This window comes from Embleya australiensis, from assembly GCF_051903075.1.
In the GTDB taxonomy this organism is placed as follows: domain Bacteria; phylum Actinomycetota; class Actinomycetes; order Streptomycetales; family Streptomycetaceae; genus Embleya.
Map to the genome: position 1 here is coordinate 1,095,158 of NZ_CP182422.1, position 21,366 is coordinate 1,116,523.

The following is a 21,366-nucleotide window of genomic DNA, read 5'->3' on the forward strand; positions in this document are numbered from 1 at the left end:
CCCTACGGTCGCACCACGCGGGGCCCGACCACCTCGGCCCCGAGGGCCGCCACGCGCGCCCGAAGGCCCCGATCGGCGGTCACCACGAGACATCGACGCCCGGGCGCGGCCGCGACGACGTCGACCACCCGATCGTCCCCGCTCCCCTCCGCCCGCACGACCCGCACACCCTCCACCCCGACGACCCCACCGGCCGCCCCCTCGACAACCAACACCACCTCGACCGGCCCCGCACAAGCCCACTCCGGCACGGACGCCCCGGCCGGCACCCCCGCCGAAGCCACCTTCACCAACGCATCCCGCAACCGCTCGGTGGCCCCCACCCGATCCCGCCACCACCCGTCCGGTACGGCCCCCACCACATTCGCCGAATCCACGACCACGAGCGGCACCAGGTTCTCCATCCCCCCATCCTCCCGCCGAACCAACCGCCCGAACCCCACCCCGGGCCCATGGAACGGCACCCGACCGTCGCATCGACGACGATCGGGTGCCGGTTATGGGGACGACGCGGCGCCCGGGGGAAGGGAGCCGGGGAGGAGCCCGGTGGGCGCCGCGAGCCGGGGTCAGGACTTCGCGGAATAGGCCGCCAAGCCGTTGCGCCAAAGGGTGTTGACGCGCGAGCGCTCCTGGGCGTTCGGGTTCGGGTTGGTGCAGGACGGGCCGGGGCCGCCACCGGACATCAGTTCGCTGCACGGCCCGGAGTAGTGGTCCGGCAGACCCAACACGTGGCCGGTCTCGTGGGCCGTGACCCGGGTCGAGTTGTACTGCTGGTTCTGCTGGTAGTCGAGGAAGATGTAGCCCCGACCGTGGCCGTCGGTGCTCGCGTAGGAACCGCGCGAGTCGTTGCCCTCGTAGTACCGGAAGTCGGGGTTGCTGCCCTCCTGGAGCCGGACGTTGGTGACCGAGCTGTTCCAGATCTGCGCGGAACGCGCTATCTGGGTGCGGAACGTGGGCGCACTGGACGAGCTGTAGGTGACGGTGACCACGGCGGCGCCCGGCGCGGCGGCGCGCTTGGCGGCCACGGACCGCATCACCGCGTCGAGGAACGCCTGGTTCTGCGCCTGATCCTCGTTGCCGGTGTAGTTGGCGGAGTGGCGAAGGGGGGCCGCCACATCGCTGGGGCCGGCCGACGCCGCCGGGGCGGCGATCACTCCGGCCGCGAGGCCGAGGCCGAGGATGGCGGTGATCACGGTCTTACGGGGGGTTCGGGGACGCGCAGGGGACATGGCGGTGCTCCTTGGGTGCCGAAGACCAGTTCGGTGCGGAAACGAGTCTCATGGGCGTCCCGTCCGGCCCGGATGATGACAACCGGCGATAGCACGGTCGTATCACCCGCCGTTCGCGCGCCGTTCCCGCACCGCTCCCGTGGCACCACCGGGCGTTCCCGCACCGTTACCGGCCATCCACGCATCGTGTTACGGCGGATTCACCGCCCGCGACCGATCTCGCGTGCACACGTGTCTGGTACGACCTCGGTGGAGCGTCCTATCCTCCGCATCATGGAGCTCGAGGTGAGGCACCTCCGCGCACTGTGTGCCATCGGCGACACCGGCAGCCTGCACGCGGCGGCCAGGTTGCTCGGCATGACCCAGCCCTCGTTGACCGCCCAGCTCAGACGCATCGAAAACGCCCTGGGCGCCCCCCTGTTCGTGCGCGACCGGACCGGCAGCCGACCCACCCCCCTCGGCCTCACGATGCTGCACCGGGCCCGACCCATCATGGCCGAGATGAGCGCGCTGGTCATCGACACCCAGGCCGAGGCGGTCCGCACCGCCGGGCCGAACCTGCGCATCGGTGGCACCGCGAACCGGGTGATCGCCGACTGGTTGCGCCGACTTCGGCTGCGCCTGCCCACCACCGACACCTATCTCCGGGTGGACGTATCGGCGAGCACGCTGCTCGGGATGGTCGCCGCCGGCCAGCTCGACGTGGCGTTCGTGCACGAGGTCGAGGGCTTCCCGTTGCGCGTTCCGGACGGGATGCGCCGCCGCGTACTCGTCGAGCGGGAACCGCAGTTCATCGCCCTGTCGCCGGATCATCCGGCGGTGACCGAACCGGAGGTCAAACTCGCCGACCTGGCCGACGACCAGTGGATGGTCGATCCGAGTGTGGACGGCGAATGGGAGGGCCTGCGCGAGGTGTTGTCCGACGCGGGCATCAACCCCCGGATCCTGCACGGGGATTACCTGACCGCGGCCTCCCTGGTCGCGATCGGCGAGGTGGTCACGCCGTGCCAGCCCACCTCGCGTCCGCGTCCCGACATGGCGGTGCGTCCGCTGGCCGGGGATCCGCTCGCGGTACGGCTGTTCCTGGCCTTCCGCACCGAGAACGGCCCCGCGCCGGCGCTGATCGACACGGTGTATCACGAGTTGGAGGCCGCCTACCGCGAGGCCGCCTGGCTGGCCGTCGCCTATCGTCAACGCCTGCTGCGCGAGGACAGCCCGATCCTGCGCTACGACGGCCAGACCCGCGGGCGCACATAGCCGGGGCCCGGGATCGTGTGTGCTGCCGGCAATGCGACCCGGCGGCGTTCCGGACTTCGGGATTCGGGTGCCGAAGTCCGGATGGGCCGCGTGCGTCGGGTTCAGCCTTCGGCGATGCGGTATTCGAGGAGCCACTCGACGATCTCGACGTGGTGGCGGGCCTGGATCGGGGTCTCGCCCCAGACGTACAGCCCGTGCGAGGCGACGACGACCGCGGGCACGCCGGGGACCAGGGCGGCCTCCAGGCGGTCGCCGAGTTCGGTCATGTCCTGGCTGTTGGCGATCACCGGGATGGTGACGGTCTCGTCGTGCGCGGAACGGCCGATGCCCTTGAGCATTTCCATGTCGCGCAGTTCGATCCCGGCCGGCCAGCGCTTGCCGGCGCGCACCGCGGCCAGGGTGTGTACGTGGAAGACCGCGCCCGCCCCGGTCAGCGCGACCACGCGGGCGTGCAGGCCGGCCTCGGCGGACGGCCGGCGCGGCGGGGTGCTCGCCGCCTCGGGGACCGGTTCGCCGGCCGCGTCCACCACGACCAGGTCGTCCGTCGCCAGTTCGCCCTTGTCCAGGCCGGAGGCGGTGACCGCGAGCCGCAGCGGGTCGCGGGAGAGCACCACGGACAGGTTGCCGGAGGTGCCGCGCATCCAGCCGAGCCCGGCGAAACGCGCGGCCTCCCGGGCGAGGATGGCCCCGGCGGCGTGGACGGGATCCGAGACCGAGGCGGGGATTCCGGCGTCGGGGGTCGTCATGGGAGGTTCCTCACTGTGTCGTTCACGAGGCTGCGATGGGTGGGGATTCGATGGGGTTCGGTCCGGACCTCGGACCGGGGCCGACGGGTCATCCTCGCATCCGGGGCACGCCGACCCCGGATCGGGACGGATGTGGATGGAGCGAGCCGCGCGAAACGGATGGGTGCGCCGTCGTCGCCCGGCGCTGATCGACCGCCGGGGCCGGGCTCAGTACTCCCGCACACCCGTCTCGTTCACGATCACGCTGATCAACCGCGCCGGCGTGACGTCGAACGCCGGGTTGAACGCGCGCGATTCGGCCGGTGCGACGCGCACGCCGGCCACCTCCAACACCTCCGACTCGGGGCGCTCCTCGATGGTGATCTCGTCCCCGTGCGCCGTCGCGTCGTCGAAGGTGGTCAGCGGCGCCGCGACCACGAACGGGATGCCCGCGTCGGCGCAGGCCAGTGCCACGCCCACGGACCCGATCTTGTTCGCGGTGTCGCCGTTGGCCGCGATCCGGTCCGCCCCGATCACCGCGACGTCCACCAACCCGCGCAGGATCGTGCTCGCCGCCGCGCCGTCCGGCTGGACCAGATGCGCGATGCCCTCCTGGGCCAACTCCCAGGCGGTCAACCGGGATCCCTGGAGCAGCGGCCGGGTCTCGTCGACGTACACGAGCTCCAAAGCGCCGCGCGCGTGCAGTTCGCGCACGATGCCCAGCGCGGTCCCCCACCCGGCGGTGGCCAGCGATCCGGTGTTGCAGTGGGTGAGCACCCGCAACGGACGACGCCCGACCCGGGACAGGATCCAGTCGGCGCCGTGCCGGCCGATCGCGTGATTGGCCTCGACGTCCTCCCGCACCACCGCGTCCGCCTCGGCGAGCACCGCGTCCACGCCCTTCGCCGCGAACGGCAGCACCCGGTCCACGCCGCCGGCCAGGTTGACCGCGGTCGGCCGGGCGTCCCGGATCCGCCCGATCTCCGCGGCCAGTCGCGCCGCGTCCCACCCCTCCCGCTCGCCCTGCCGCATCGCCACCGCGACGCCGTACGCGCCCGCCGCGCCGAGCGCCGGCGCGCCGCGCACCGCGAGCCGGCGGATGGCGTCGATCAGCGCGTCCACCTCGGTGATGTCGAGGTACACGATCCGCTGCGGCAGCGCGGTCTGGTCGAGCAGCCGCAGGCCGGTGTCGTGCCAGGCGAGCGAACGTATCTCGGAGGCCATCGGGGGGTCCTTTCCGGGCGGGTGGACAAGCGCCGCGCGGGCGGCGCGAACACCGGTCCGAGGGCAGGCCGCAGTGCGGCGGCGGACGCGGCAACCGCACGGTCCGGCACCACGGATGCTACGTCGCCGCCCCGCGCCCGACGGACCCACACCCGCCATCCGGGACGAACACGCGTACCCCACGCCCGCCCATCGGCCACATCATGGACAATCTGTCCACATCCTGAACAAGTGAGAGAAGTGCCTGGTGAGGGTGCTAACCTCCCCCCGAAACCAGTCACATGTGATCATCACATCGACCTTCGAGCGTGTCTGGTTCGATCGGAAAGGAGCCGGCTGTGGCCGAAACGTGGCGTTGCGACAACGTACGCATCGAGTGCCGCGGCCGCTCCATGGCGTGTCACCGTCCGCCCCTTTCGCTCGACGAGCGCGGCGTCCTCGACGCCGGTGCGCGCCGCACCGACCGCTGTTGTCGGCGCTCGCACTGACCGGTCGTCCCCTACCGGCAAACCCGCACCGATCGCACCGCATCGTCCGCCGCTCCGACAGCTCCCACAGCTCCGGCCTCCCGAGACCCGACTCCGGGATCGCGGGGTTTCCGTCCCCGAACCACCGACGCCACACCGCACCCCCGGCGTCGACACTCCTCCCAAGGACGCTCATGTACCGCAACACCTTCCGCCACCGCCTCGCCGTGGCCGGTCTCCTCGTCGGCACCGCGCTGGCCGCCACCGCGTGCAACGCCTCCGCCGACAAGGACAAGGGCAGCACCCCGGCCGCCGGCGGCACGGGCGGCGGCACCGGCAAGAACGTGGTGCTGGTCACCCCGGAGCCGATCGGCGTCAACGACTTCCTGAAGCTGGCCGCCACCGGCGCCCAGAACGCGGCCAAGAAGGCCGGCGGCACCGCGACCGTCCTGGAGAGCAAGGACACCAGCGCGATCCAGCAGAACGTCGAGGCCGCGGTCCGGCAAAAGCCCGCCGTCGTGGTGGCGGTCGGCTTCGAGTTCGCCGACGTGCTGGCCCAGCAGGCCGAGGCCAACCCGAAGCAGCAGTTCCTGTTCGTGGACTCGTGCACCACCAAGCCGTACCCGAACATCACCTGCGCCACCTTCCGCGAGCACGAGGGCACCTTCCTCGCCGGCGCCGAGGCGGGCCTGCTGACCAAGAGCGGCAAGGTCGGCGCGGTGGTCGCGCTGGACAGCCCGCAGATCCGCCGCTTCTCCGACCCGTTCGGCGCGGGCGCCAAGCAGACCAACCCGGCAAGCTCCTTCACCCAGCTGTTCGTCGGCGGCCAAAAGCCGTTCAACGACCCGGCCCGCGCCGGCGAGCAGACCGCGTCGCTCAAGGCCAAGGACGTCGACCAGGTGATGGGCGCCGCCTCCGCCGCGGGCAACCTCGGCGTGTTCAACGCGGCCAAGTCGGCCGGCCTCCAGGCGTTCGGCGTGGACGTCAACCAGTGCTCGGCGGCACCCGGCACGGTCGTGGACAACGTGATCAAGCGCACGGACGTCGCGGTGGACAAGGGCGTCGAGCAGATCGTCGGCGGCAAGCCCGGCGGCGTCACCTCCTACGGCGTCAAGGAGGGCGGCATCACCCTCACCGGCCTGGAGAGCGGCGTGGAGACCTCGCAGTGCCTGATCGCCCAGCGTCCCGAGGTGATCAAGACCGTCCAGGGTCTGCGCGACCAGATCGTGGCGGGCACGATCACCGTGGCCGACCCGGCCGCGGCCAAGTAGTTCGCGAGCCGGGGTCGGGGCGCGGCACACACCGCGCCCCGACCCCGGCCGACGCCCGTCCCACCGCCCCCTTTCCACCGGAGACCCGCCCGATGAACGATCAGCACGCCGCCGCCCCCGGTGACTTCGCCGAGGTCGAGATGCGCGGCATCGTCCGGCGCTTCCCCGGCGTACTGGCCAACGACCGGGTCGATCTGCGGGTGGAGACCGGCGAGATCCACGCCGTCATGGGCGAGAACGGCGCGGGCAAGTCGACGCTGATGTCGATCCTGTACGGCCTGCAACGCCCGGACGCCGGCCGCATCCTGCTGCGTGGCGCCGAGCACTCCTTCGGCTCGCCGGTCCAGGCGATCGCGGCCGGACTGGGCATGGTGCACCAGGGGTTCAAGCTCTTCCCGTCCCTGACCGTCACGGAGAACGTGGTCTACGGCAGCGAGCCGACCCGCCGCGGCCTGGTCGACCGGGCCGCCGCCCGGGCCCGGGTCGCCGAACTGGTCGAGACGCACGGCCTGCGCGTACCGCCCGACGCGCGCGTCGCGGACCTGCCGGTGGGCGTGCAGCAGCGGGTGGAGATCCTCAAGCTGCTCTACCGCGACGCGCGAGTGCTGATCCTGGACGAGCCCACCGCCGTACTCACCCCCGCCGAGGCCGATCGCCTCCTGGAGGTGATCCGCGGCCTGGCCCGCTCCGGGCGCACCGTGTTGCTCGTCACCCACAAGCTGGGCGAGGTGATGGCGGTCGCCGACCGGGTCACCGTGCTGCGCGACGGCCGGGTCACCGCCCGACTGGCCACCGCCGAGACCACGCCGGCCGAGATCGCGCTGGCCATGACGGGCCGGCGGATCGACCTGGACCGCACCCACCCGGCCGGCACCCCCGCCGCCGACGTGCTGGAGGTGCGCGGGCTCACCGTGTCGGCCGGGCGCGGCGCCAAGCCGCTGGTCGAGGACGTGTCGCTGACCGTACGGGCCGGCGAGATCGTCGGCGTGGCGGGCGTGGCGGGCAACGGGCAGAGCGAACTGGTCGAGGCCCTGGCCGGGTTGCGGCCCGCCGCCGAGGGTCGGGTGCTGGTGGCCGGTTCGGACGTGAGCGGCGCCTCGGTACAGCGGCGACGGGCGGCCGGTCTGGCCTACGTCCCCGAGGACCGGGCCACCGTCGGCGCCGCGCGTGACGCCTCGCTGGCGGACAACCTGGCGATGGGCTTCCACCGCACCGCGCCGCTCGTGGCGCGCGGCGGCTTCCTGCGCCGGAGCGCGATCCGCGAGCACGCGACGCGGGTGATCGAGCGTTTCGGGGTCAAGGCCGCCTCCCCCGCGGTGACCATCGGCACGCTGTCCGGCGGCAACCAGCAAAAGGCCATCCTGGGCCGGGAGATCACCCACGACGCGCCGCTGCTCCTGGTCGAACAGCCCACCCGGGGTGTGGACATCGGCTCGATCGAGAACATCCACGCGCGGTTGGTGGAGTATCGCGACGCGGGTCACGGCGTGCTGCTCGTCTCGGCCGAGCTGAGCGAGATCCTGGCGCTGGCCGACCGGGTCCTGGTCATGTACGAGGGCCGCGTCGTCGCCGAACTCCCGCGCGCCGAGGCCGATCCGCACCGGATCGGCCTGGCCATGGCGGGCGGCACGATCGAGGCGACCGCGGACGCCGACCCGGACTCCGATCCCGACTCCGCACCGACCACCGCCCACCTGGCCTGACGGGTTATCAGACATGACTGCCATCAAGGCCGGTACGGCCATCGAGCACGCCCCCGGACCGGCCCGGTACGCCGCCCTGCGCCTGCGCGGCGCGGTGCTGTCCCCGGTCACCGCGTCCATCGTGGCCGCGCTGCTGCTCGGCGCGATCATCCTGGCCGGCACCGGCGCCGACCCGTTCACCGCCTATCGCGCGGTATTCACCGGCGCGTTCGGCTCCGAGGGCATCGGCGACACGCTCGGCGAGAGCATCCCCATCGTCGGCCTGGCCCTGGCGCTGGCCATCCCGCTGCGCGCGGGCCTGGTCAACCTCGGCGGCGACGGCCAACTGGTCCTGGGCGGCCTGGCCGCCGTCTCGGTCGGCCTGTACTCGCCCTTCCCCAGCGCGATCACCGTGGTCCTGGCCCTGCTCGCGGGCATGCTCGCGGGCGGCCTGTGGGCCGCGCTGGCCGCCGTCCTGGAGACGCGGTGCGGTGTTCCGCTCCTGGTCAGCAGCCTGCTGCTGAGCTACCCGGCGATGTCGTTCGTGTCCTACATGGTGCGCTTCCCGCTGCTCCAGAAGGGCTCGGGCATCCCGCAGACCGATCGGCTGCCCGAGGGCGTCAAGCTGCCCGAGTTCGCCGCCGGATCCGGCGCTGGCACCGGGGTCAGCGTGGGGATCGTGCTGATCGGGCTGGCCGCGCTGATCTACTTCGTGGTCGACCACCGCACCGCGGCCGGCTACGAGGTGCGGATGACCGGCCTGGGTGCGCGCTTCGCCGGCTACGCCGGGGTGGACCGGGCCCGGCTGACCCTGCGGCTGATGTTCGCCTCCGGGTCGCTGGCCGGGCTGGTCGGCGCGATCGCCGTCCTCGGCTTCCCGTACCGGCTGGTCGACGGCTCGCTGACCACGCCCGGCTACACCTGGACCGGGCTGCTCGCCGCGCTGCTGGCCGCCGCGTCCCCGCTGGGCACGGTCGCGGCCGGGTTCTTCTTCAGCGCGCTGACCATCGGCGGCTTCGGCATGGAGCAGGAGACCGCCGTGCCGCAGCAGTTGACCTCGGTGCTCCAGGCCGTGGTGATCATCTTCCTGGCCGTGCGCGGCGGGGTCTTCCGCAAGGGCGGGTGGTTGCGCCGACTCGGGCGAGGGGCCGATCCCGGACCGCTCGCGACGGTATCGCCGCCTGATCCCGACCCGAATGTGCCCGCCCCCGCGCGCGGCGACGGAGGTAAGTGACCATGTCCTTCGACGCCGAACTGATCTTCTCCGCCCTGCGCGCGCTCACCCCGATCCTGTTCGCCGCCCTCGGCGGCGCGCTGTGCGAACGCGCGGGCGTGTTCAACGTGTCCCTCGAAGGCACCATGCTGATCGGCTGCTTCGCCGCCGTCACCGGCAGCTGGTTCGGCGGCAGCGTGTGGATCGGGGTGATCTCCGCGGTCCTGGCCGCGATGGTCTTCTCGCTGCTGCTGGCCATCGGCGCGGTCACCCTCGGCGCCGACGCGGTGGTGTTGTGCATCGCGCTGAACCTGCTCGCGGTCGGCCTGACCGGCTTCCTCCTGCGGACCGTCTTCGGCAAGCAGGGCACCTTCGGCGACCCGGACCTCAAGGGCCTGCGACCGGTGGACATCCCCGGCCTGGAGTCGGTGCCCTTCGTCGGTCCGGCGCTGTCCGGCCACTCGCCGCTGGTGTACCTGTCCTGGGTCGCGGTCGTGGTGATCGCGGTCCTGCTGTCCCGGCACCCGTGGGGAGTACGGCTGCGCGGCGTCGGCGAGGCCCCGGAGGCGGCGCAGTCGCTCGGGGTGAGCGTGGCCCGCTACCGCTACGCCGCGATCCTGACCTCGGGCGCGTTGTGCGGACTGGCGGGCGCGCAGCTCGCGTTGGGCAACGTGACCCTGTTCTCGGAGAACATGACGGCCGGTCGCGGCTGGATCGCCGTGGTCGCGGTGATGCTCGGCCGGGCGCTGCCGGTCGGGGTGCTGCTCGCCGGCATCCTGTTCGGGCTGGTCGAGGCGATCGGCTTCCGGCTCCAGGGCGAGGGCATGCCCCAGCAGGCCGCCGACGCCGCGCCCTACGTGATGACCCTGGTCGCGCTGTTCCTGGCCACCCGTTCGCGCGGCCGACGCGGCGGCGCGCCGCCGGGCCGGCTCACCGGCCGCATCCCCCGTCCACGCCGCATCGCGCGCACCACCACGGAGTCGCCCTCATGACCACCACCACCCGCCCCGCCGTATTGCCGATCACCCGGATCCCCAGCAGCGGGCTGCCCGCGCACGCACTCGTCGTCGGCGACCCGGCGCGTGCCGCGCTGGTCGCCGAACGCCTCGACGACGCGCGGCGAATCGGTGCCAACCGGGAGTACGTCAGCTACGCGGGCACCTGGCGCGGGCTGCCCGTGGTGGTGTCCTCACACGGGGTGGGCGGGCCCGGCGCGGTATGCCTGTTCGGCGAGTTGGCCGAGGCGGGGGTGCGCACCTTCGTCCGGCTCGGCACGGCGGGCGCGATGGCGCGCGGGGTGCACGACGGGGACCTGGTGATAGCCACCGGCGCGGTGCGCGACGACGGGGTCACCCAGCAGTTGGTGCCCGCCGAGTTCCCGGCGTCCGCCACGCCGGAGGTGGTGCTCGCGCTCCAGGGCGCGGCCCGCGCGCACGCGGCGCCGCACCATCGGGGCACGGTGTGGACCCGGGCGGCGTTCATGCCGGGTGTGTTGGAACTGCCGATGAAGCCGTATCAGGCGGCGGGTGTGCTGGCGATCGAGATGGAGTTGTCGGCGCTGCTGGTCTGGGCCGCGCTGGGCGGGCACCGGGCCGGCGGGGTGCTGGTCGTGGACGGCATCGCGGCCGACGATCTGGTCGACGAGTCGGGCGCGTCGACCTACGACCCGCATCGCACGGTGGTGGCCGAGGGCGTCGAGCGGGGCGTGGTGGTGGCGTTGGACGCGCTGTACCGGCTGGCCGAGGACGAGGCGGCGGACGGCGCGTGATCGATCTGCTCGTCACCGGCGGTGCGGTGCTCACCGCCGACGCGGCCGATACGTACGTGGCCGACGGCGCGGTGGCGATCGCCGACCGGCGGATCGTCGCGGTGGGGCCGGCGGCCGAGGTGGGGGCGCGGTTCCCGGGTGCGCCGACCCTGGACGCGCGGGGGTGCCTGGTGCTGCCGGGGCTGGTCAACGCACACTCGCATGCGGCGATGACGCTGTTCCGGGGTACGGCCGACGACGTCGATCTCCAGGTGTTCCTGGACCGGTTGGTCGCCGCGGAGAGCGCGGTGTTGTCCGCCGACGTGGTGCGCGCCGCGGTGCGGTTGGCGCTCGCCGAGTCGATCCGGGCGGGCGTGACCACGGCGATGGACATGTACTGGTTTCCCGAGGCCGGGTTGGAGGCCGCCGCCGAAGCGGGCTTTCGGCTGGTGACGGGGCCGACGTTCATGGATGTGCCGGGGCCGCCCGACGGGCTCGACTTCGCGGCCCGGCTGCGGCTCGCACCGCGGTTGCTGGCCCGGACGGCGATCCGCTGTGTGACGCCGCACAGTACGTACACGCTCGACCCGGACCGGCTCCTCGCGGTGGCCGAACTGGCCCGCGAACACGGCGCGTTGCTGCACATCCACGCGGCGGAGAACGCGGCCGAGGCGGAGAGCGTACGGCGCCGTCACGGCCGGCGGCCGGTGGAACTCCTGCACCATTTGGGGCTGCTGGGCCCCGGCACGCTGCTCGCGCACGCGGTGCACCTGACCGACGAGGAGATCGGGTTGATCGCCGACTCCGGCGCGGGTGTCGCGCACTGCCCGGTGTCCAACCTCAAACTGGCCTCCGGGGTGGCGCGGCTGCCCGAACTGCTGGCGGCCGGGGTGCCGGTGGGGTTGGGTACGGACGGCGCGGTCAGCGCCAACGCGCTCGACCTGTTCGGCCCGATCCGCGCGGCGGCGACGCTGCACCGGGTCGGTTCCGGGGCGCCCGACCCGACCGTGGTCGGCGCGCGCACGGCGGTACGAATGGCCACCGTCGACGGCGCGCGGGCGATCGGGATCGGCGCGCTGACCGGGTCGATCGAGGTGGGCAAGGCGGCCGACCTGGTGGTGCTCGACCTGAACCGGCCGCACCTGACGCCCCGGCACGACCCGTGGTCGATGCTCGCCTACGCGGCCGGGCCCGCCGATGTGCGGGACACGGTGATCGACGGCCGGATCGTGCTGCGCGACCGGCGGTTGCTTACGATCGACGAGGGCGCGGCGATCGAGGAGGTCGAGGCGCTCGCGGGGGCGCTGCGGGAGCGGGCCGGCCGCCCCGAGGCCGCTCCCGGACCCGGTCCTGGTCCCGGTCCTGGTCGAACGACGTGAAGGGAGAAGGCGACATGGGTTCCACCACGCGTGGCTTCGTCGGCCGGCACACCGCCGCCGAGCGTGATCCGCGGCTGCCGCCGGGGCAGTACGACGCGCGCCACGACTTCCCGGTTCTCTCCGCCGAGGTCACTCCCGAACTGGCGCCGGCCGACTGGTCGTTCCGGATCGACGGGCTGGTCGACCGGCCGCGCTCGTGGAGTTGGGACCAGGCCCGCGCACTGCCCCGGGAGACGTACGACGGCCCGATCCACTGCGTCACGTCCTGGTCGAAGCTGAGCACCGACTTCACCGGCGTATCGCTGGACGTGTTCCTGGCCGAGGCCGGACCGCGCGCCGGCGCCACCCACGCGGTGGCCTTCTCGCACACCGGCTACACCACCAACCTCGCCCTCGCCGACCTGACCGGCGGCCGGGCCTGGATCGCCTTCGACTTCGAGGGCGAGCCGCTGACCCCGGCGCACGGCGGGCCGGCGCGGCTGCTGGTGCCGCACCTGTACTTCTGGAAGAGCGTCAAGTGGATCGCGGGCCTGCGCCTGCTGGACCACGACGAGCCGGGCTTCTGGGAGGTCAACGGCTACCACCATCGGGGCGACCCGTGGGCAGAGGAGCGGTACTCCGGTGACTGAGTCGACCCCGGCGGGCCTGGTGAGCCTCCCGCCCATCCCCGCCTTCGCCGCCCCCGGCCGGGCTGCGCCGAGCCTGCGCGGCGCCGTGGACTGGCAGCGCGCGACCGTGGTCGAGGTACGGCGCGAGACGCCCAACGCGGTGACCGTGCGCCTGGCGCTGCCGGTGTGGAACGCGCATGTGGCGGGCCAGCACTACATGTTGCGGTTGACCGCCGCCGACGGCTACACCGCGCAGCGGCACTACTCGGTCGCCTCCGCGCCGGACGACGAGGGGCACATCGAGTTCACCGTCGACCGCGTGCCGGGCGGCGAGGTGTCCGGCTTCGTGCACGATGTGGCCCGGCCCGGCGACGTGTTGGAGGTACGCGGCCCCCTGGGCGGGTTCTTCGCGTGGCCGGGCGATCGGCCGGTGCTCCTTGTGGCGGGCGGGTCGGGGCTGGTCCCGCTGATGGCGATGGTGCGCCACCGGCGGCGCCGCGCGCTGAGCGTGCCGCTGCGCCTGGTCGCGTGCGCCCGCACGCCGCAAGACCTGTTGTACGCGGCGGAGTTGGCCCCGCTGCCGGGCGAGGAGCACACCGTCCTGTACAGCCGCGCGGCGCCGCCCGGGTATCCGCATCCGGTGGGCCGGCTCACCCCGGACACGCTCGCCCCGCACGCGGCGGCGGCCGTCGCGGACGAGCGCTGCGAGGTCTTCGTCTGCGGCTCGACCGGATTCGCCGAACACGCGGGCCGATTGCTCACCTCGGCGGGCGTACCGAGGACCCGGATCCGGGTGGAGCGCTTCGGCTGAGCCTGTCTGTTCGCCGAAGGGCGGTCGGCGGCACGGGAGTTCGTGCCGCCGACCGCCCATCTCTCGCTTATTGTTCAGGGCTCGCGCAGGATCGGCCGAGCGCCCGTCAGGTCCAGCCGGGCGAAGGTGGCCGTCTCCGGGTGATCACCCACGCCCCGGTCGTAGTACGGCTCGTCGGCGTCCGGCCGGCGTACGCCGATGGTCCACCACCCGGCCTCGCGCGCCGCGTCCAACTCCTCGACCACGTCGGACAGGAAGACCAGGCGCTCCGGCCGCTCGCCGATCTGCGCCGCGATCGTGCGGTACGAGTCGGCGACCCGCTTCGGGCCGGCGTTCTCCGTGTCGAAGTGCCCCGAGAACAGCGGCAGCAGCGACCCCTCGGGCGAACTGCCGAACCACGCACGCTGCGCGGCCACCGAGCCCGAGGAGAAGATGTACAGCCGATGCCCGGCCGCGTGCCACGCGCGCAGCGCCGGGATCGCGTCCGGGTAGAAGTGCGAGGTGAGTTCGCCGGACGCGAAGCCCTCGGCCCAGATCAGGCCCTGGAGCGCCTTGAGCGGCGTGACCTTCTCATCCCGGTCGAGCCAGCCGTTCAACGCCTCGACGATCCGCCGGTCGTCCGCGTCGGGCTCGCCGATCAGCTCACGCACGGCCTCGACGGCACGCACCACGTCGGGGTGGTCGCCGTGCTCGTCCAGCCAACGGGCGAAGTGCACGCGGGAGTACGGATACAACTGCTCGGTGATGAAGCCGGTGGCGCTGGTGGTGCCCTCGATGTCGACGACCACCGTCAGCGGCGCGTCGACCGGGTTCGTGCCTGAGCTCACGCGGCGTACCCGGCCCAGATCTCGTCGAAGTCCGGGAAGCGCGAGGCGATCGGGTCACCGGTGAAGTCGCCGACCCAGCCGTCCTCGTCGTGGAAGAACCGGATCGCGGCCACCGAGGGCTCCACGCCCATGTCGAACCAGTGCGTGATGCCCTTGGGCACCGAGAGCAGATCGCCCGCCTCGCACAACACCGCGTGCACCCGGCCGGCGATGTGGAGGTAGAAGATGCCGGCGCCCTCGACGAAGAAGCGCACCTCGTCATCCTCATGCGTGTGCTCGGTCAAAAACTTCGCCCGCGCCCCGGCGGCCTTGGCCGGCCACTCCGGATCATCCGACGGCTGCAACCGGATCACGTCCACGAGGATGTACCCCTCGGCCGCCGAAATGCGGTCCACCTCGGTCTTGTAGGCCGCGATCACCTGATCCTGCGTAGCCCCATCCGGCAACGCCACATCGGCCGTCCACCGCTCGAACCGAACCCCGATCGGCTCCAGCTCCCGAGCGATCTCCCCCGGCTCCGAAGTCCGCACGACCACCTCGGTGGCATCGTCCTCAGGCCACACGGTCAACAAGGACATGGCGTCCCTCCACGAGTACTCGATCGGGGCAAACTCCCCGAGCACCAAATCCGGTACACATCAAACACCAAAGGCCCCCCGGACCATCCCCAAAACTACCGTCTCCCCCGATTCCCCCCACCACCGCTTCGGGACTCGCCCCAGCCCCACCCTTGCTCACACACCGCACACACAAGCACACTGAGAGCATCCGACCTTCCGCAATGGAGAGGACCACATGAACGACGGCACACACCAACCCCGGGACGACGGACCGGAGCCGGACGGCCGGCACTTCCGGACCACGGTCGGGGGCCGGCTCGTCGTGCTGCCGGCCACCATCGCCGGCATTCGCGCGGCCCTGCCCGAGGACCGGCGCGACGCCTTCACCAAGGAGATCGAGAACACGCCGGCGCGAGACATGCATCTGACGCTGTACAGGTGGGCGCGCACCCCCGAGATCGAAGCGGAGGACGAAGCCGCCCACGCATGGGTCCGCGAGTTGTACGAGGCCGCCGAAAGGCGTCTGATCGAGGGGGAAAGCCTTGCCGACGTACAGGATCAGCTACAGTCCGACCTCCGAAAGGGACCGGGCCAACCTGACCCCGAGCCAGCGCCGGGATCTTGACAACGGCATGGCCCACGTCGCGAGGGACCCCTACGGCTGCGGATCCACACCGACATACCACAAGGACCATCGCGAGGTCACGTGCGGCAGCGTAATCGCCGTCTACCAGGTATCAGCCTCGGTACTCACCGTAACCGTGGTCCGAATCGCCGGCTGACCACCCGGGGGGGAACCCTCACCGCCAAACACCGAACCAGACCGCCTCAGCCCACCCGACCCTCAAGGGCAACAAAGCCAAGCCAACTCACAACCCAGTCACGCGCAGCCCATCCGGCGCTTGAGGACAAACAACGCCACGCCGACTCGCGGCTGCAAGCCACGGCGCGGGAGCCAACCAATCCAGCCCGCCCGGCGCTTGAGGGCCACAAAGCCACACCGACTCACAGCCGCAACCCAGACACCCGAAACCGACCAATCCAGCCCGTCCGGCGCCTGAGGACAAACAAAGCCACACCGACTCACAGCCGCAACCCAGACACCCGAAACCGACCAATCCAGCCCGTCCGGCGCCTGAGGACAAACAAAGGTACGCCGACTCGCGGCCGCAAGCCACGGCACGGCAGCCAACCAAACCAGCCCGTCCGGCGTTTGAGGACGGCCGGGACGAGACTCCGGCCTCCGTCGGGTGAGGGCTCGATCGCACCGGGCGCCCCCGCCGCCCGCAAGGGCTACGGCAACAGCCCCGTCGCGCGCGCCGCGCCGACCGCCTCCACCCGATTGTGCGCCCCAAGCTTCCGCATCGCGGACCGCAGGTAGCTCTTCACCGTCTCCGCCCCCACCCCCAGCGCCTGCGCCACCTCCGCATTGGTCCGCCCCACCCCCACCAGGGCCAACACATCCGTCTCACGCACCGTCAACCGCGGCCCCGCCGCCCGCACGGCGCCCCCGCCCTCCCCGACCGAGGCCGCCGTCCGCGCCAACCGCCCACACACCGCCCGCAGCCGCTCCCCCAGCGCCGGATCATCGACCGCGGCCGACCCCGCCAGCGCCAGCAAGTCCGCATGGGCCAGCCGGATCTCCAACGCCGCCCACCCCGGCAACTCCGCCGCCCGCGCCATGCGTTGCTCGACCTCACGCGCCACGGCGATCTCGTGCCCCGCCTCCCGCGCCGCATCACAGGCCGTGGTCAAAATGCCGTCCCCGAAGTCCGACGGCCGCCGCAACGCCCCATACAGCACAGCCGCCACCACCCCCCGCCCACCGCCGGGCCCCGGCACGGGAACCGGCACCGCGAACACCGCCCGCACCCCCTCCGTCGTGACCGCCCGGTCGTACTCGTGGCTGATCGCCGACGCCGCGACGTAGTCCACCACCCGCACCGGCCGCCGCGTCGTGATCGCCTTGCCGCCGACCCCGCTCCCGGCGACCACCGTCAACCCGGCCAACACGCGCGTCGAGGTGCCGCTCAGGTACGAGATCACCAACCGGTCCGCCGTACTCGGACACGGCCCGGCGAACGCCACGTCCACCCCGGTCCGCGCCCGAAACCGCTCGACGGCCCGCGCCAGCGGATCCTCGACCGAGCCCGCCGCCGGTCCGCCCATGGCCCCTCCCCACACTCCACACTCAGGCTCGCGTCGTACCCGTCCAGGGCACACCCACACCGCGCCCGGGCACCGTACTGCCGAGCCCCGCCCGGCATCACCCCCATTCGGGGGTACTCCGCTCGCCGCCCCCACCCGCGCCCACCTACCGTCGCGACCACACAGACACGCCACACCGAAAACCCGGCCCCGCCACCCACCCCGTCCAGGCAGGTGACCCGCGATGACCACCCCCGTGCCCGCCCCGCCACAGGCCGAAATCCCCCCGTCCTCCCGCCAGGGAGAGCGCACGCCGCCCCTCCCCCACGAGACCATCGGCGCGAACCTGGCCCGGATCGCCGCCGCGTACCCGGACCACGACGCGCTCGTCGAATGCGCGAGCGACCGGCGCTGGACGTACGCGGAGTTCGACACCGCCGTCGACAACCTCGCCCGCGCCCTGATCGGCGTCGGCATCGAGGCGGGCGACCGCGTCGGCATCTGGTCGCCCAACTGCGCCGAATGGACCCTCGTCCAGTACGCGGCCGCCCGCGTCGGCGCGATCCTGGTCAACCTCAACCCGGCCTACCGGGTGCACGAGATCGAATACGCGCTCGCCCAATCCGGGACCCGGCTCCTGATCGCCGCCTCGCGCGTGAAGACCAGCGACTACCCCGCGATGGTCGCCGAGGTCCGCCCGACCTGCCCCGACCTGGAACGTGTCGTGCACATCGACACCCCGGACTGGCCCGCCCTGCTCGCCGAGGGCGCCGACGTCTCGCTCGACCGGTTGCGCGCCCGCGAGGCCACGCTGCGGCCCGAGGATCCGATCAACATCCAGTACACCTCCGGCACCACCGGCTTCCCGAAAGGCGCCACCCTCTCCCACCGCAACATCCTCGGCAACGGCTTCCTGGTCGCCGAGATCCAGGGCTGGACCGCCGCCGACCGGGTGTGCCTGCCGGTGCCCTTCTACCACTGCTTCGGCATGGTGATGGGCAATCTCGGCGCGACCAGCCACGGCGCGTGCATGGTGATCCCGGCCGCGCTGTTCGACCCGGCCGCCACGCTGCGCGCCGTGCACGAGGAGCGGTGCACGGTCCTGTACGGCGTGCCGACCATGTTCATCGCCGAACTCGCCCTGCCCGACTTCGAGGCGGGCAAGTACGACCTGTCCTCGCTGCGCACGGGCGTGATGGCCGGTTCACCGTGTCCGGTGGAGGTGATGAAGCGGGTGATCGACCGGATGGGCATGACCGAGGTGACCATCTGCTACGGGATGACCGAGACGTCGCCGGTGTCCACCCAGACCCGCCGCGACGACTCGCTGGAGCGCCGGGTCGGTACGGTCGGCCGGGTCCACCCGCACCTGGAGATCAAGGTGGTCGACCCGACCACGGGCGCGACCGTCCCCGAGGGCTCCCCCGGCGAATTCTGCACGCGCGGCTACTCGGTGATGCTCGGCTACTGGCGCGACCCCGAGCGCACCGCCGAGGTGATCGACGCCGACGGCTGGATGCACACCGGCGACCTGGCGACGATGGACGCGGACGGCTACGTCTCCATCGTCGGCCGGATCAAGGACATGGTGATCCGCGGCGGCGAGAACGTATACCCACGCGAGATCGAGGAGTTCCTGTACGCGCACCCGGACATCGAGGACGTCCAGGTCGTCGGCGTCCCGGACGCCCGCTACGGCGAGGAGCTGATGGCCTGGATCAAACTCCGCCCCGGCGCCCCGGAGTTGACCGCCGGCGCCCTCCGCGAGTTCTGCACCGGCCGGTTGGCCCACTACAAGATCCCGCGCTACGTCCACTTGGTCGACGCGTTCCCCATGACGGTGACCGGCAAAGTCCGCAAAATCGAAATGCGCGAACGCTCCATCCAGCTCCTCACCCAACCCCCACCCCACCCCTAACCCAACCGCCCGAATGCCTCCGCCACCACATACGGATGCCACCGCTCGTGTCCGACCTGCGCCGGCCGCGCGTCCCAGTGGCCGGTCACCACCCGCGCGGCCTCGGCCAGGTCGCAGGTCCCCGGCCCCATCACTTCGCGGTACACCACCAGGGCCGAGTCCAGATGCCACGAGTCGGCTGTGATCACGTCCGACAGTGCCCGCGAATCCCCACGCAGCGCACGGCACTTCTCGATCCAGGGGCGTAACCGCCGCACGGCCCGCGCATACCCGCTCTCGCCGGACCCGGCGTCTGCGGCGAAGGTCGGTGCGAGCGCCCGAATCAGTCGTGCCGGTAGCTCGTCGGCCATCAACTCGGGGTGATCGTGGCCCGGTTCGAAGGGCTTCACCCGGTCCAGGGCGAGTGAAGCCACGGTGAACGGGCGGCCGCCGTGGCCGGGGTCGAACGCCATGAACGTGGCCCGCAGCAGCGAGACGGGCAACGGCACGTGCTCCGCGAGCAGTACCGCGTCGTGGAGATCCTGGGGGCGCGGGTGGTCGTCCTCGACCAGCCACAACAACTTCCAGGCCAACGACTGTTCGGGGGTGGCGCCGACCAGCAGGTGTGTGCCGGTGCCGTCCGAGCGCGGGACCTCGACCAACTCCGGCTCGCTCGGCAGGCGTTCGCCGAAGACGAAGTCCAGGTGCACCGTCCCGCCCGGCAACCCCTCGGCCCGCCACGGCAGTCCGAGTCGGCGGCCGGGCGCGCGGTCGTAGGCCCGGAGCGTTTCGTCCAGGGCCCGGGTCGCGACGACCCGCACGCAAAACGCATCCGTCGCGGACGACTCCTCGGCGCGGCGCACGATCTCGGCGAACATCCGGTCGGTACGGCCGTCCTCCGGCCCCCACCCCTTCGTCGTCACCACGAAGTCGAGGTCACCCGGGTCGCGGGCCGCCGCGCCGTACCAGGCCTTGAGCAACACGCTCCCGCGCAGCACGAGTTCGTCGACCCGGCGGGACCCGGCCACGGCCGCCAGGAGATGGTCCACGGCCCGGGCGCGGGCGCGCCGCCATCGGGTCGCCGCGTCGGGGTCGAGGTGGGGTGGCGGCACGGGCATCGCACGATCCTCCACGTCGGCGGGCAGCGGGGCAACCGCCGGGTCCCACGAGCACGAGCACAACCGCCGCGGTGTCGGCGTGTTCGCCGTGCCACTGCCGCCACTCTCATCCGCTCTTCATGCGCGTCTCACCCACCGCACAGGGCCGCCCACCACCGTATGGAGCATGAGCCCCGCTCGCGAGCGCACTCGCCGCCGCCCGATCGGCCGCGGCCGAGCCGTCGTCGTGCCCATCGTGATCGTCCTGGTCTGTGCGACCCTGCTGTGGTCGGCCGTCTCCCGCAGCCGCGCCGAGCCGACCGCGAGCGCCACCGCCACCGCGAACACCGGTGCGGCTCCGGCGACATCGGCCACGCCGCCCGAGCACACGGAGCCCACCTTGCCACCGCCGGACAGCCGCGCCGCCGCCCCCGCCGACGTGGCCCGCGGCGCCGACCCGCAACCGCCCGTGGGGCCGGTCGCCGCCGACGTCCTCGCCGCCGCGATGCCCGCGACCATCGGAAACGTGTCGGTCGCCATCCTCGACCCGGCCGACGGCACCATTGCCGGCTATCGGGAGGACCGCGCCTACGTCGCCGCGAGCATCGTCAAGGTCGACATCCTGGCCGCGCTGCTCCTGCGGGCCCAGCACGACGACCGCGCGCCGACCGCCGCCGAACGGGCCGCGGCCGAGGCCATGATCGAGAACAGCGACAACGACGCCGCCGACACCCTGTGGTCCGCCGTCGGCGGTGCCGCCGGTCTGCGCGCCGCCAACGCGGTCCTGGGCCTGACCGAGACCGAACCGACCGGCGCCTCCTGGGGGTTGACCACGACGACCGCCGCCGACCAGGTCCGCCTACTGGCCGCGATCACCGCCGCCGACTCACCCCTCGACGCCGGCTCCCGGGCCTATATCGCCGACCTGATGACCTCCGTCGAGGGCGACCAGACCTGGGGCGTATCGGTCACCGCCGACCCCGCCACCACCCCGGCGCTCAAGAACGGCTGGCTCCCCCGCGATGCCACCGGCCTGTGGGTGATCAACAGCATCGGCCACATCACCCACGCCGGCCGGCCACTGCTGATCGCCATCCTCTCCGACGACCAGCCGACCATGGACAAGGGCGTATCCCAGGTCGAAGCCGTCGCCCGAGCCGCGGTCCCGGCAGTGGCAACGGCCCTGGGCTGACCACGACCACCCGTCCGCATCGCCGCCGGCCG

20 protein-coding genes are annotated in these 21,366 nt (G+C 72.5%); 12 read left to right on the plus strand and 8 right to left on the minus strand.

What is annotated here, in order from left to right:
- Positions 1-2: 2 nt before the first annotated feature.
- Both ACMXN5_RS04470 and snpA read right to left on the minus strand, forming a co-directional pair.
- A complete protein-coding gene (locus tag ACMXN5_RS04470; protein ID WP_439674094.1) occupies positions 3-404 on the minus strand; it encodes an NTP pyrophosphohydrolase in 402 nt (133 codons plus the stop codon).
- Between the two features lie 162 nt (positions 405-566).
- Positions 567-1,229 carry a snapalysin gene (snpA, locus tag ACMXN5_RS04475; protein WP_395786545.1) on the minus strand — a complete coding sequence of 221 codons (663 nt, stop codon included), beginning with the start codon at positions 1,227-1,229 and terminating at the stop codon, positions 567-569.
- A 273-nt stretch (positions 1,230-1,502) separates the two neighbouring features.
- Between snpA and ACMXN5_RS04480 the strand changes: the two genes are divergently transcribed.
- Positions 1,503-2,486, plus strand: coding sequence for a LysR family transcriptional regulator (locus tag ACMXN5_RS04480; RefSeq protein ID WP_379997820.1), 984 nt, complete (start codon positions 1,503-1,505; stop codon positions 2,484-2,486).
- 101 nt (positions 2,487-2,587) lie between these two features.
- Here ACMXN5_RS04480 and mtnB read toward each other — a convergent pair whose 3' ends face one another.
- Positions 2,588-3,232 carry a methylthioribulose 1-phosphate dehydratase gene (mtnB, locus tag ACMXN5_RS04485; RefSeq protein WP_395786544.1) on the minus strand — a complete coding sequence of 215 codons (645 nt, stop codon included), beginning with the start codon at positions 3,230-3,232 and terminating at the stop codon, positions 2,588-2,590.
- A 207-nt stretch (positions 3,233-3,439) separates the two neighbouring features.
- Complete coding sequence (gene mtnA, locus ACMXN5_RS04490) at positions 3,440-4,435, minus strand: S-methyl-5-thioribose-1-phosphate isomerase (protein ID WP_439674095.1); 996 nt, start codon at positions 4,433-4,435, stop codon at positions 3,440-3,442.
- Positions 4,436-5,096: 661 nt separating this feature from the next.
- Between mtnA and ACMXN5_RS04495 the strand changes: the two genes are divergently transcribed.
- The 8 genes from ACMXN5_RS04495 (at position 5,097) to ACMXN5_RS04530 (ending at position 13,613) form a co-directional block, all read left to right on the plus strand.
- Entirely contained in the window at positions 5,097-6,173 is a 1,077-nt protein-coding gene (locus ACMXN5_RS04495) for a BMP family ABC transporter substrate-binding protein (RefSeq protein WP_439674096.1), read from the plus strand.
- 92 nt (positions 6,174-6,265) lie between these two features.
- The gene (locus tag ACMXN5_RS04500) at positions 6,266-7,876 is read left to right on the plus strand and encodes an ABC transporter ATP-binding protein (RefSeq protein ID WP_439674097.1); all 1,611 of its coding nucleotides are present in this window, start codon (positions 6,266-6,268) and stop codon (positions 7,874-7,876) included.
- 13 nt (positions 7,877-7,889) lie between these two features.
- The gene (locus tag ACMXN5_RS04505) at positions 7,890-9,089 is read left to right on the plus strand and encodes an ABC transporter permease (protein WP_439674098.1); all 1,200 of its coding nucleotides are present in this window, start codon (positions 7,890-7,892) and stop codon (positions 9,087-9,089) included.
- A 2-nt stretch (positions 9,090-9,091) separates the two neighbouring features.
- Positions 9,092-10,060: an ABC transporter permease gene (locus ACMXN5_RS04510; protein WP_439674099.1), complete on the plus strand. Its 969-nt coding sequence runs from the start codon at positions 9,092-9,094 to the stop codon at positions 10,058-10,060.
- Positions 10,057-10,836, plus strand: coding sequence for a nucleoside phosphorylase (locus ACMXN5_RS04515; protein ID WP_439674100.1), 780 nt, complete (start codon positions 10,057-10,059; stop codon positions 10,834-10,836). The genes ACMXN5_RS04510 and ACMXN5_RS04515 overlap by 4 nt, the downstream gene beginning before the upstream one ends.
- On the plus strand, positions 10,833-12,194 hold the full coding sequence (locus ACMXN5_RS04520; protein ID WP_439674101.1) for an amidohydrolase family protein: 1,362 nt from the start codon (positions 10,833-10,835) through the stop codon (positions 12,192-12,194). Before ACMXN5_RS04515 ends, ACMXN5_RS04520 begins: the two co-directional genes overlap by 4 nt.
- A 14-nt stretch (positions 12,195-12,208) precedes the next feature.
- The gene (locus tag ACMXN5_RS04525; RefSeq protein ID WP_395786537.1) at positions 12,209-12,823 is read left to right on the plus strand and encodes a sulfite oxidase-like oxidoreductase; all 615 of its coding nucleotides are present in this window, start codon (positions 12,209-12,211) and stop codon (positions 12,821-12,823) included.
- A complete protein-coding gene (locus ACMXN5_RS04530) occupies positions 12,816-13,613 on the plus strand; it encodes a ferredoxin reductase (RefSeq protein WP_439674102.1) in 798 nt (265 codons plus the stop codon). Before ACMXN5_RS04525 ends, ACMXN5_RS04530 begins: the two co-directional genes overlap by 8 nt.
- 74 nt (positions 13,614-13,687) lie before the next feature.
- Here ACMXN5_RS04530 and mtnC read toward each other — a convergent pair whose 3' ends face one another.
- Together mtnC and ACMXN5_RS04540 are read right to left on the minus strand one after the other, a co-directional pair.
- Positions 13,688-14,440, minus strand: a complete 753-nt coding sequence (gene mtnC, locus ACMXN5_RS04535) for an acireductone synthase (protein ID WP_439674103.1) — start codon at positions 14,438-14,440, stop codon at positions 13,688-13,690.
- Positions 14,437-15,018 (minus strand): 1,2-dihydroxy-3-keto-5-methylthiopentene dioxygenase, encoded by a 582-nt coding sequence (locus ACMXN5_RS04540; RefSeq protein ID WP_439674104.1) that lies wholly within the window; start codon positions 15,016-15,018, stop codon positions 14,437-14,439. Before ACMXN5_RS04540 ends, mtnC begins: the two co-directional genes overlap by 4 nt.
- Positions 15,019-15,235: 217 nt before the next feature.
- Between ACMXN5_RS04540 and ACMXN5_RS04545 the strand changes: the two genes are divergently transcribed.
- Complete coding sequence (locus ACMXN5_RS04545; protein ID WP_439674105.1) at positions 15,236-15,625, plus strand: hypothetical protein; 390 nt, start codon at positions 15,236-15,238, stop codon at positions 15,623-15,625.
- Between the two features lie 668 nt (positions 15,626-16,293).
- Here ACMXN5_RS04545 and ACMXN5_RS04550 read toward each other — a convergent pair.
- On the minus strand, positions 16,294-17,169 hold the full coding sequence (locus tag ACMXN5_RS04550) for a response regulator transcription factor (RefSeq protein ID WP_439674106.1): 876 nt from the start codon (positions 17,167-17,169) through the stop codon (positions 16,294-16,296).
- 223 nt (positions 17,170-17,392) lie between these two features.
- On the opposite strand from ACMXN5_RS04550, the gene ACMXN5_RS04555 reads away from it, so the two are divergent.
- Positions 17,393-19,066 carry an AMP-binding protein gene (locus ACMXN5_RS04555; protein WP_439674107.1) on the plus strand — a complete coding sequence of 558 codons (1,674 nt, stop codon included), beginning with the start codon at positions 17,393-17,395 and terminating at the stop codon, positions 19,064-19,066.
- On the opposite strand, the gene ACMXN5_RS04560 is transcribed toward ACMXN5_RS04555, so the two are convergent.
- Entirely contained in the window at positions 19,063-20,163 is a 1,101-nt protein-coding gene (locus tag ACMXN5_RS04560) for a nucleotidyl transferase AbiEii/AbiGii toxin family protein (RefSeq protein ID WP_439674108.1), read from the minus strand. The two genes, ACMXN5_RS04555 and ACMXN5_RS04560, sit on opposite strands and share 4 nt — an antisense overlap.
- Positions 20,164-20,329: 166 nt before the next feature.
- Here ACMXN5_RS04560 and ACMXN5_RS04565 point away from each other — a divergent pair, with 166 nt between their 5' ends.
- Positions 20,330-21,334, plus strand: coding sequence for a serine hydrolase (locus ACMXN5_RS04565; protein ID WP_439674109.1), 1,005 nt, complete (start codon positions 20,330-20,332; stop codon positions 21,332-21,334).
- Positions 21,335-21,366: the final 32 nt, after the last annotated feature.

Bases quoted from the DNA above. Each gene is read 5' to 3' on its own strand.
- ACMXN5_RS04470 (WP_439674094.1), bottom strand. From the start codon at position 404: ATGGAGAACCTGGTGCCGCTCGTGGTCGTGGATTCGGCGAATGTGGTG.
- ACMXN5_RS04505 (WP_439674098.1), top strand. From the start codon at position 7,890: ATGACTGCCATCAAGGCCGGTACGGCCATCGAGCACGCCCCCGGACCG.
- ACMXN5_RS04500 (WP_439674097.1), top strand. From the start codon at position 6,266: ATGAACGATCAGCACGCCGCCGCCCCCGGTGACTTCGCCGAGGTCGAG.
- mtnA (WP_439674095.1), bottom strand. From the start codon at position 4,435: ATGGCCTCCGAGATACGTTCGCTCGCCTGGCACGACACCGGCCTGCGG.
- ACMXN5_RS04540 (WP_439674104.1), bottom strand. From the start codon at position 15,018: ATGTCCTTGTTGACCGTGTGGCCTGAGGACGATGCCACCGAGGTGGTC.
- ACMXN5_RS04560 (WP_439674108.1), bottom strand. From the start codon at position 20,163: ATGCCCGTGCCGCCACCCCACCTCGACCCCGACGCGGCGACCCGATGG.
- mtnB (WP_395786544.1), bottom strand. From the start codon at position 3,232: ATGACGACCCCCGACGCCGGAATCCCCGCCTCGGTCTCGGATCCCGTC.
- snpA (WP_395786545.1), bottom strand. From the start codon at position 1,229: ATGTCCCCTGCGCGTCCCCGAACCCCCCGTAAGACCGTGATCACCGCC.
- ACMXN5_RS04495 (WP_439674096.1), top strand. From the start codon at position 5,097: ATGTACCGCAACACCTTCCGCCACCGCCTCGCCGTGGCCGGTCTCCTC.
- ACMXN5_RS04510 (WP_439674099.1), top strand. From the start codon at position 9,092: ATGTCCTTCGACGCCGAACTGATCTTCTCCGCCCTGCGCGCGCTCACC.
- ACMXN5_RS04480 (WP_379997820.1), top strand. From the start codon at position 1,503: ATGGAGCTCGAGGTGAGGCACCTCCGCGCACTGTGTGCCATCGGCGAC.
- ACMXN5_RS04565 (WP_439674109.1), top strand. From the start codon at position 20,330: ATGAGCCCCGCTCGCGAGCGCACTCGCCGCCGCCCGATCGGCCGCGGC.
- ACMXN5_RS04515 (WP_439674100.1), top strand. From the start codon at position 10,057: ATGACCACCACCACCCGCCCCGCCGTATTGCCGATCACCCGGATCCCC.
- ACMXN5_RS04550 (WP_439674106.1), bottom strand. From the start codon at position 17,169: ATGGGCGGACCGGCGGCGGGCTCGGTCGAGGATCCGCTGGCGCGGGCC.
- ACMXN5_RS04525 (WP_395786537.1), top strand. From the start codon at position 12,209: ATGGGTTCCACCACGCGTGGCTTCGTCGGCCGGCACACCGCCGCCGAG.
- ACMXN5_RS04555 (WP_439674107.1), top strand. From the start codon at position 17,393: ATGACCACCCCCGTGCCCGCCCCGCCACAGGCCGAAATCCCCCCGTCC.
- ACMXN5_RS04545 (WP_439674105.1), top strand. From the start codon at position 15,236: ATGAACGACGGCACACACCAACCCCGGGACGACGGACCGGAGCCGGAC.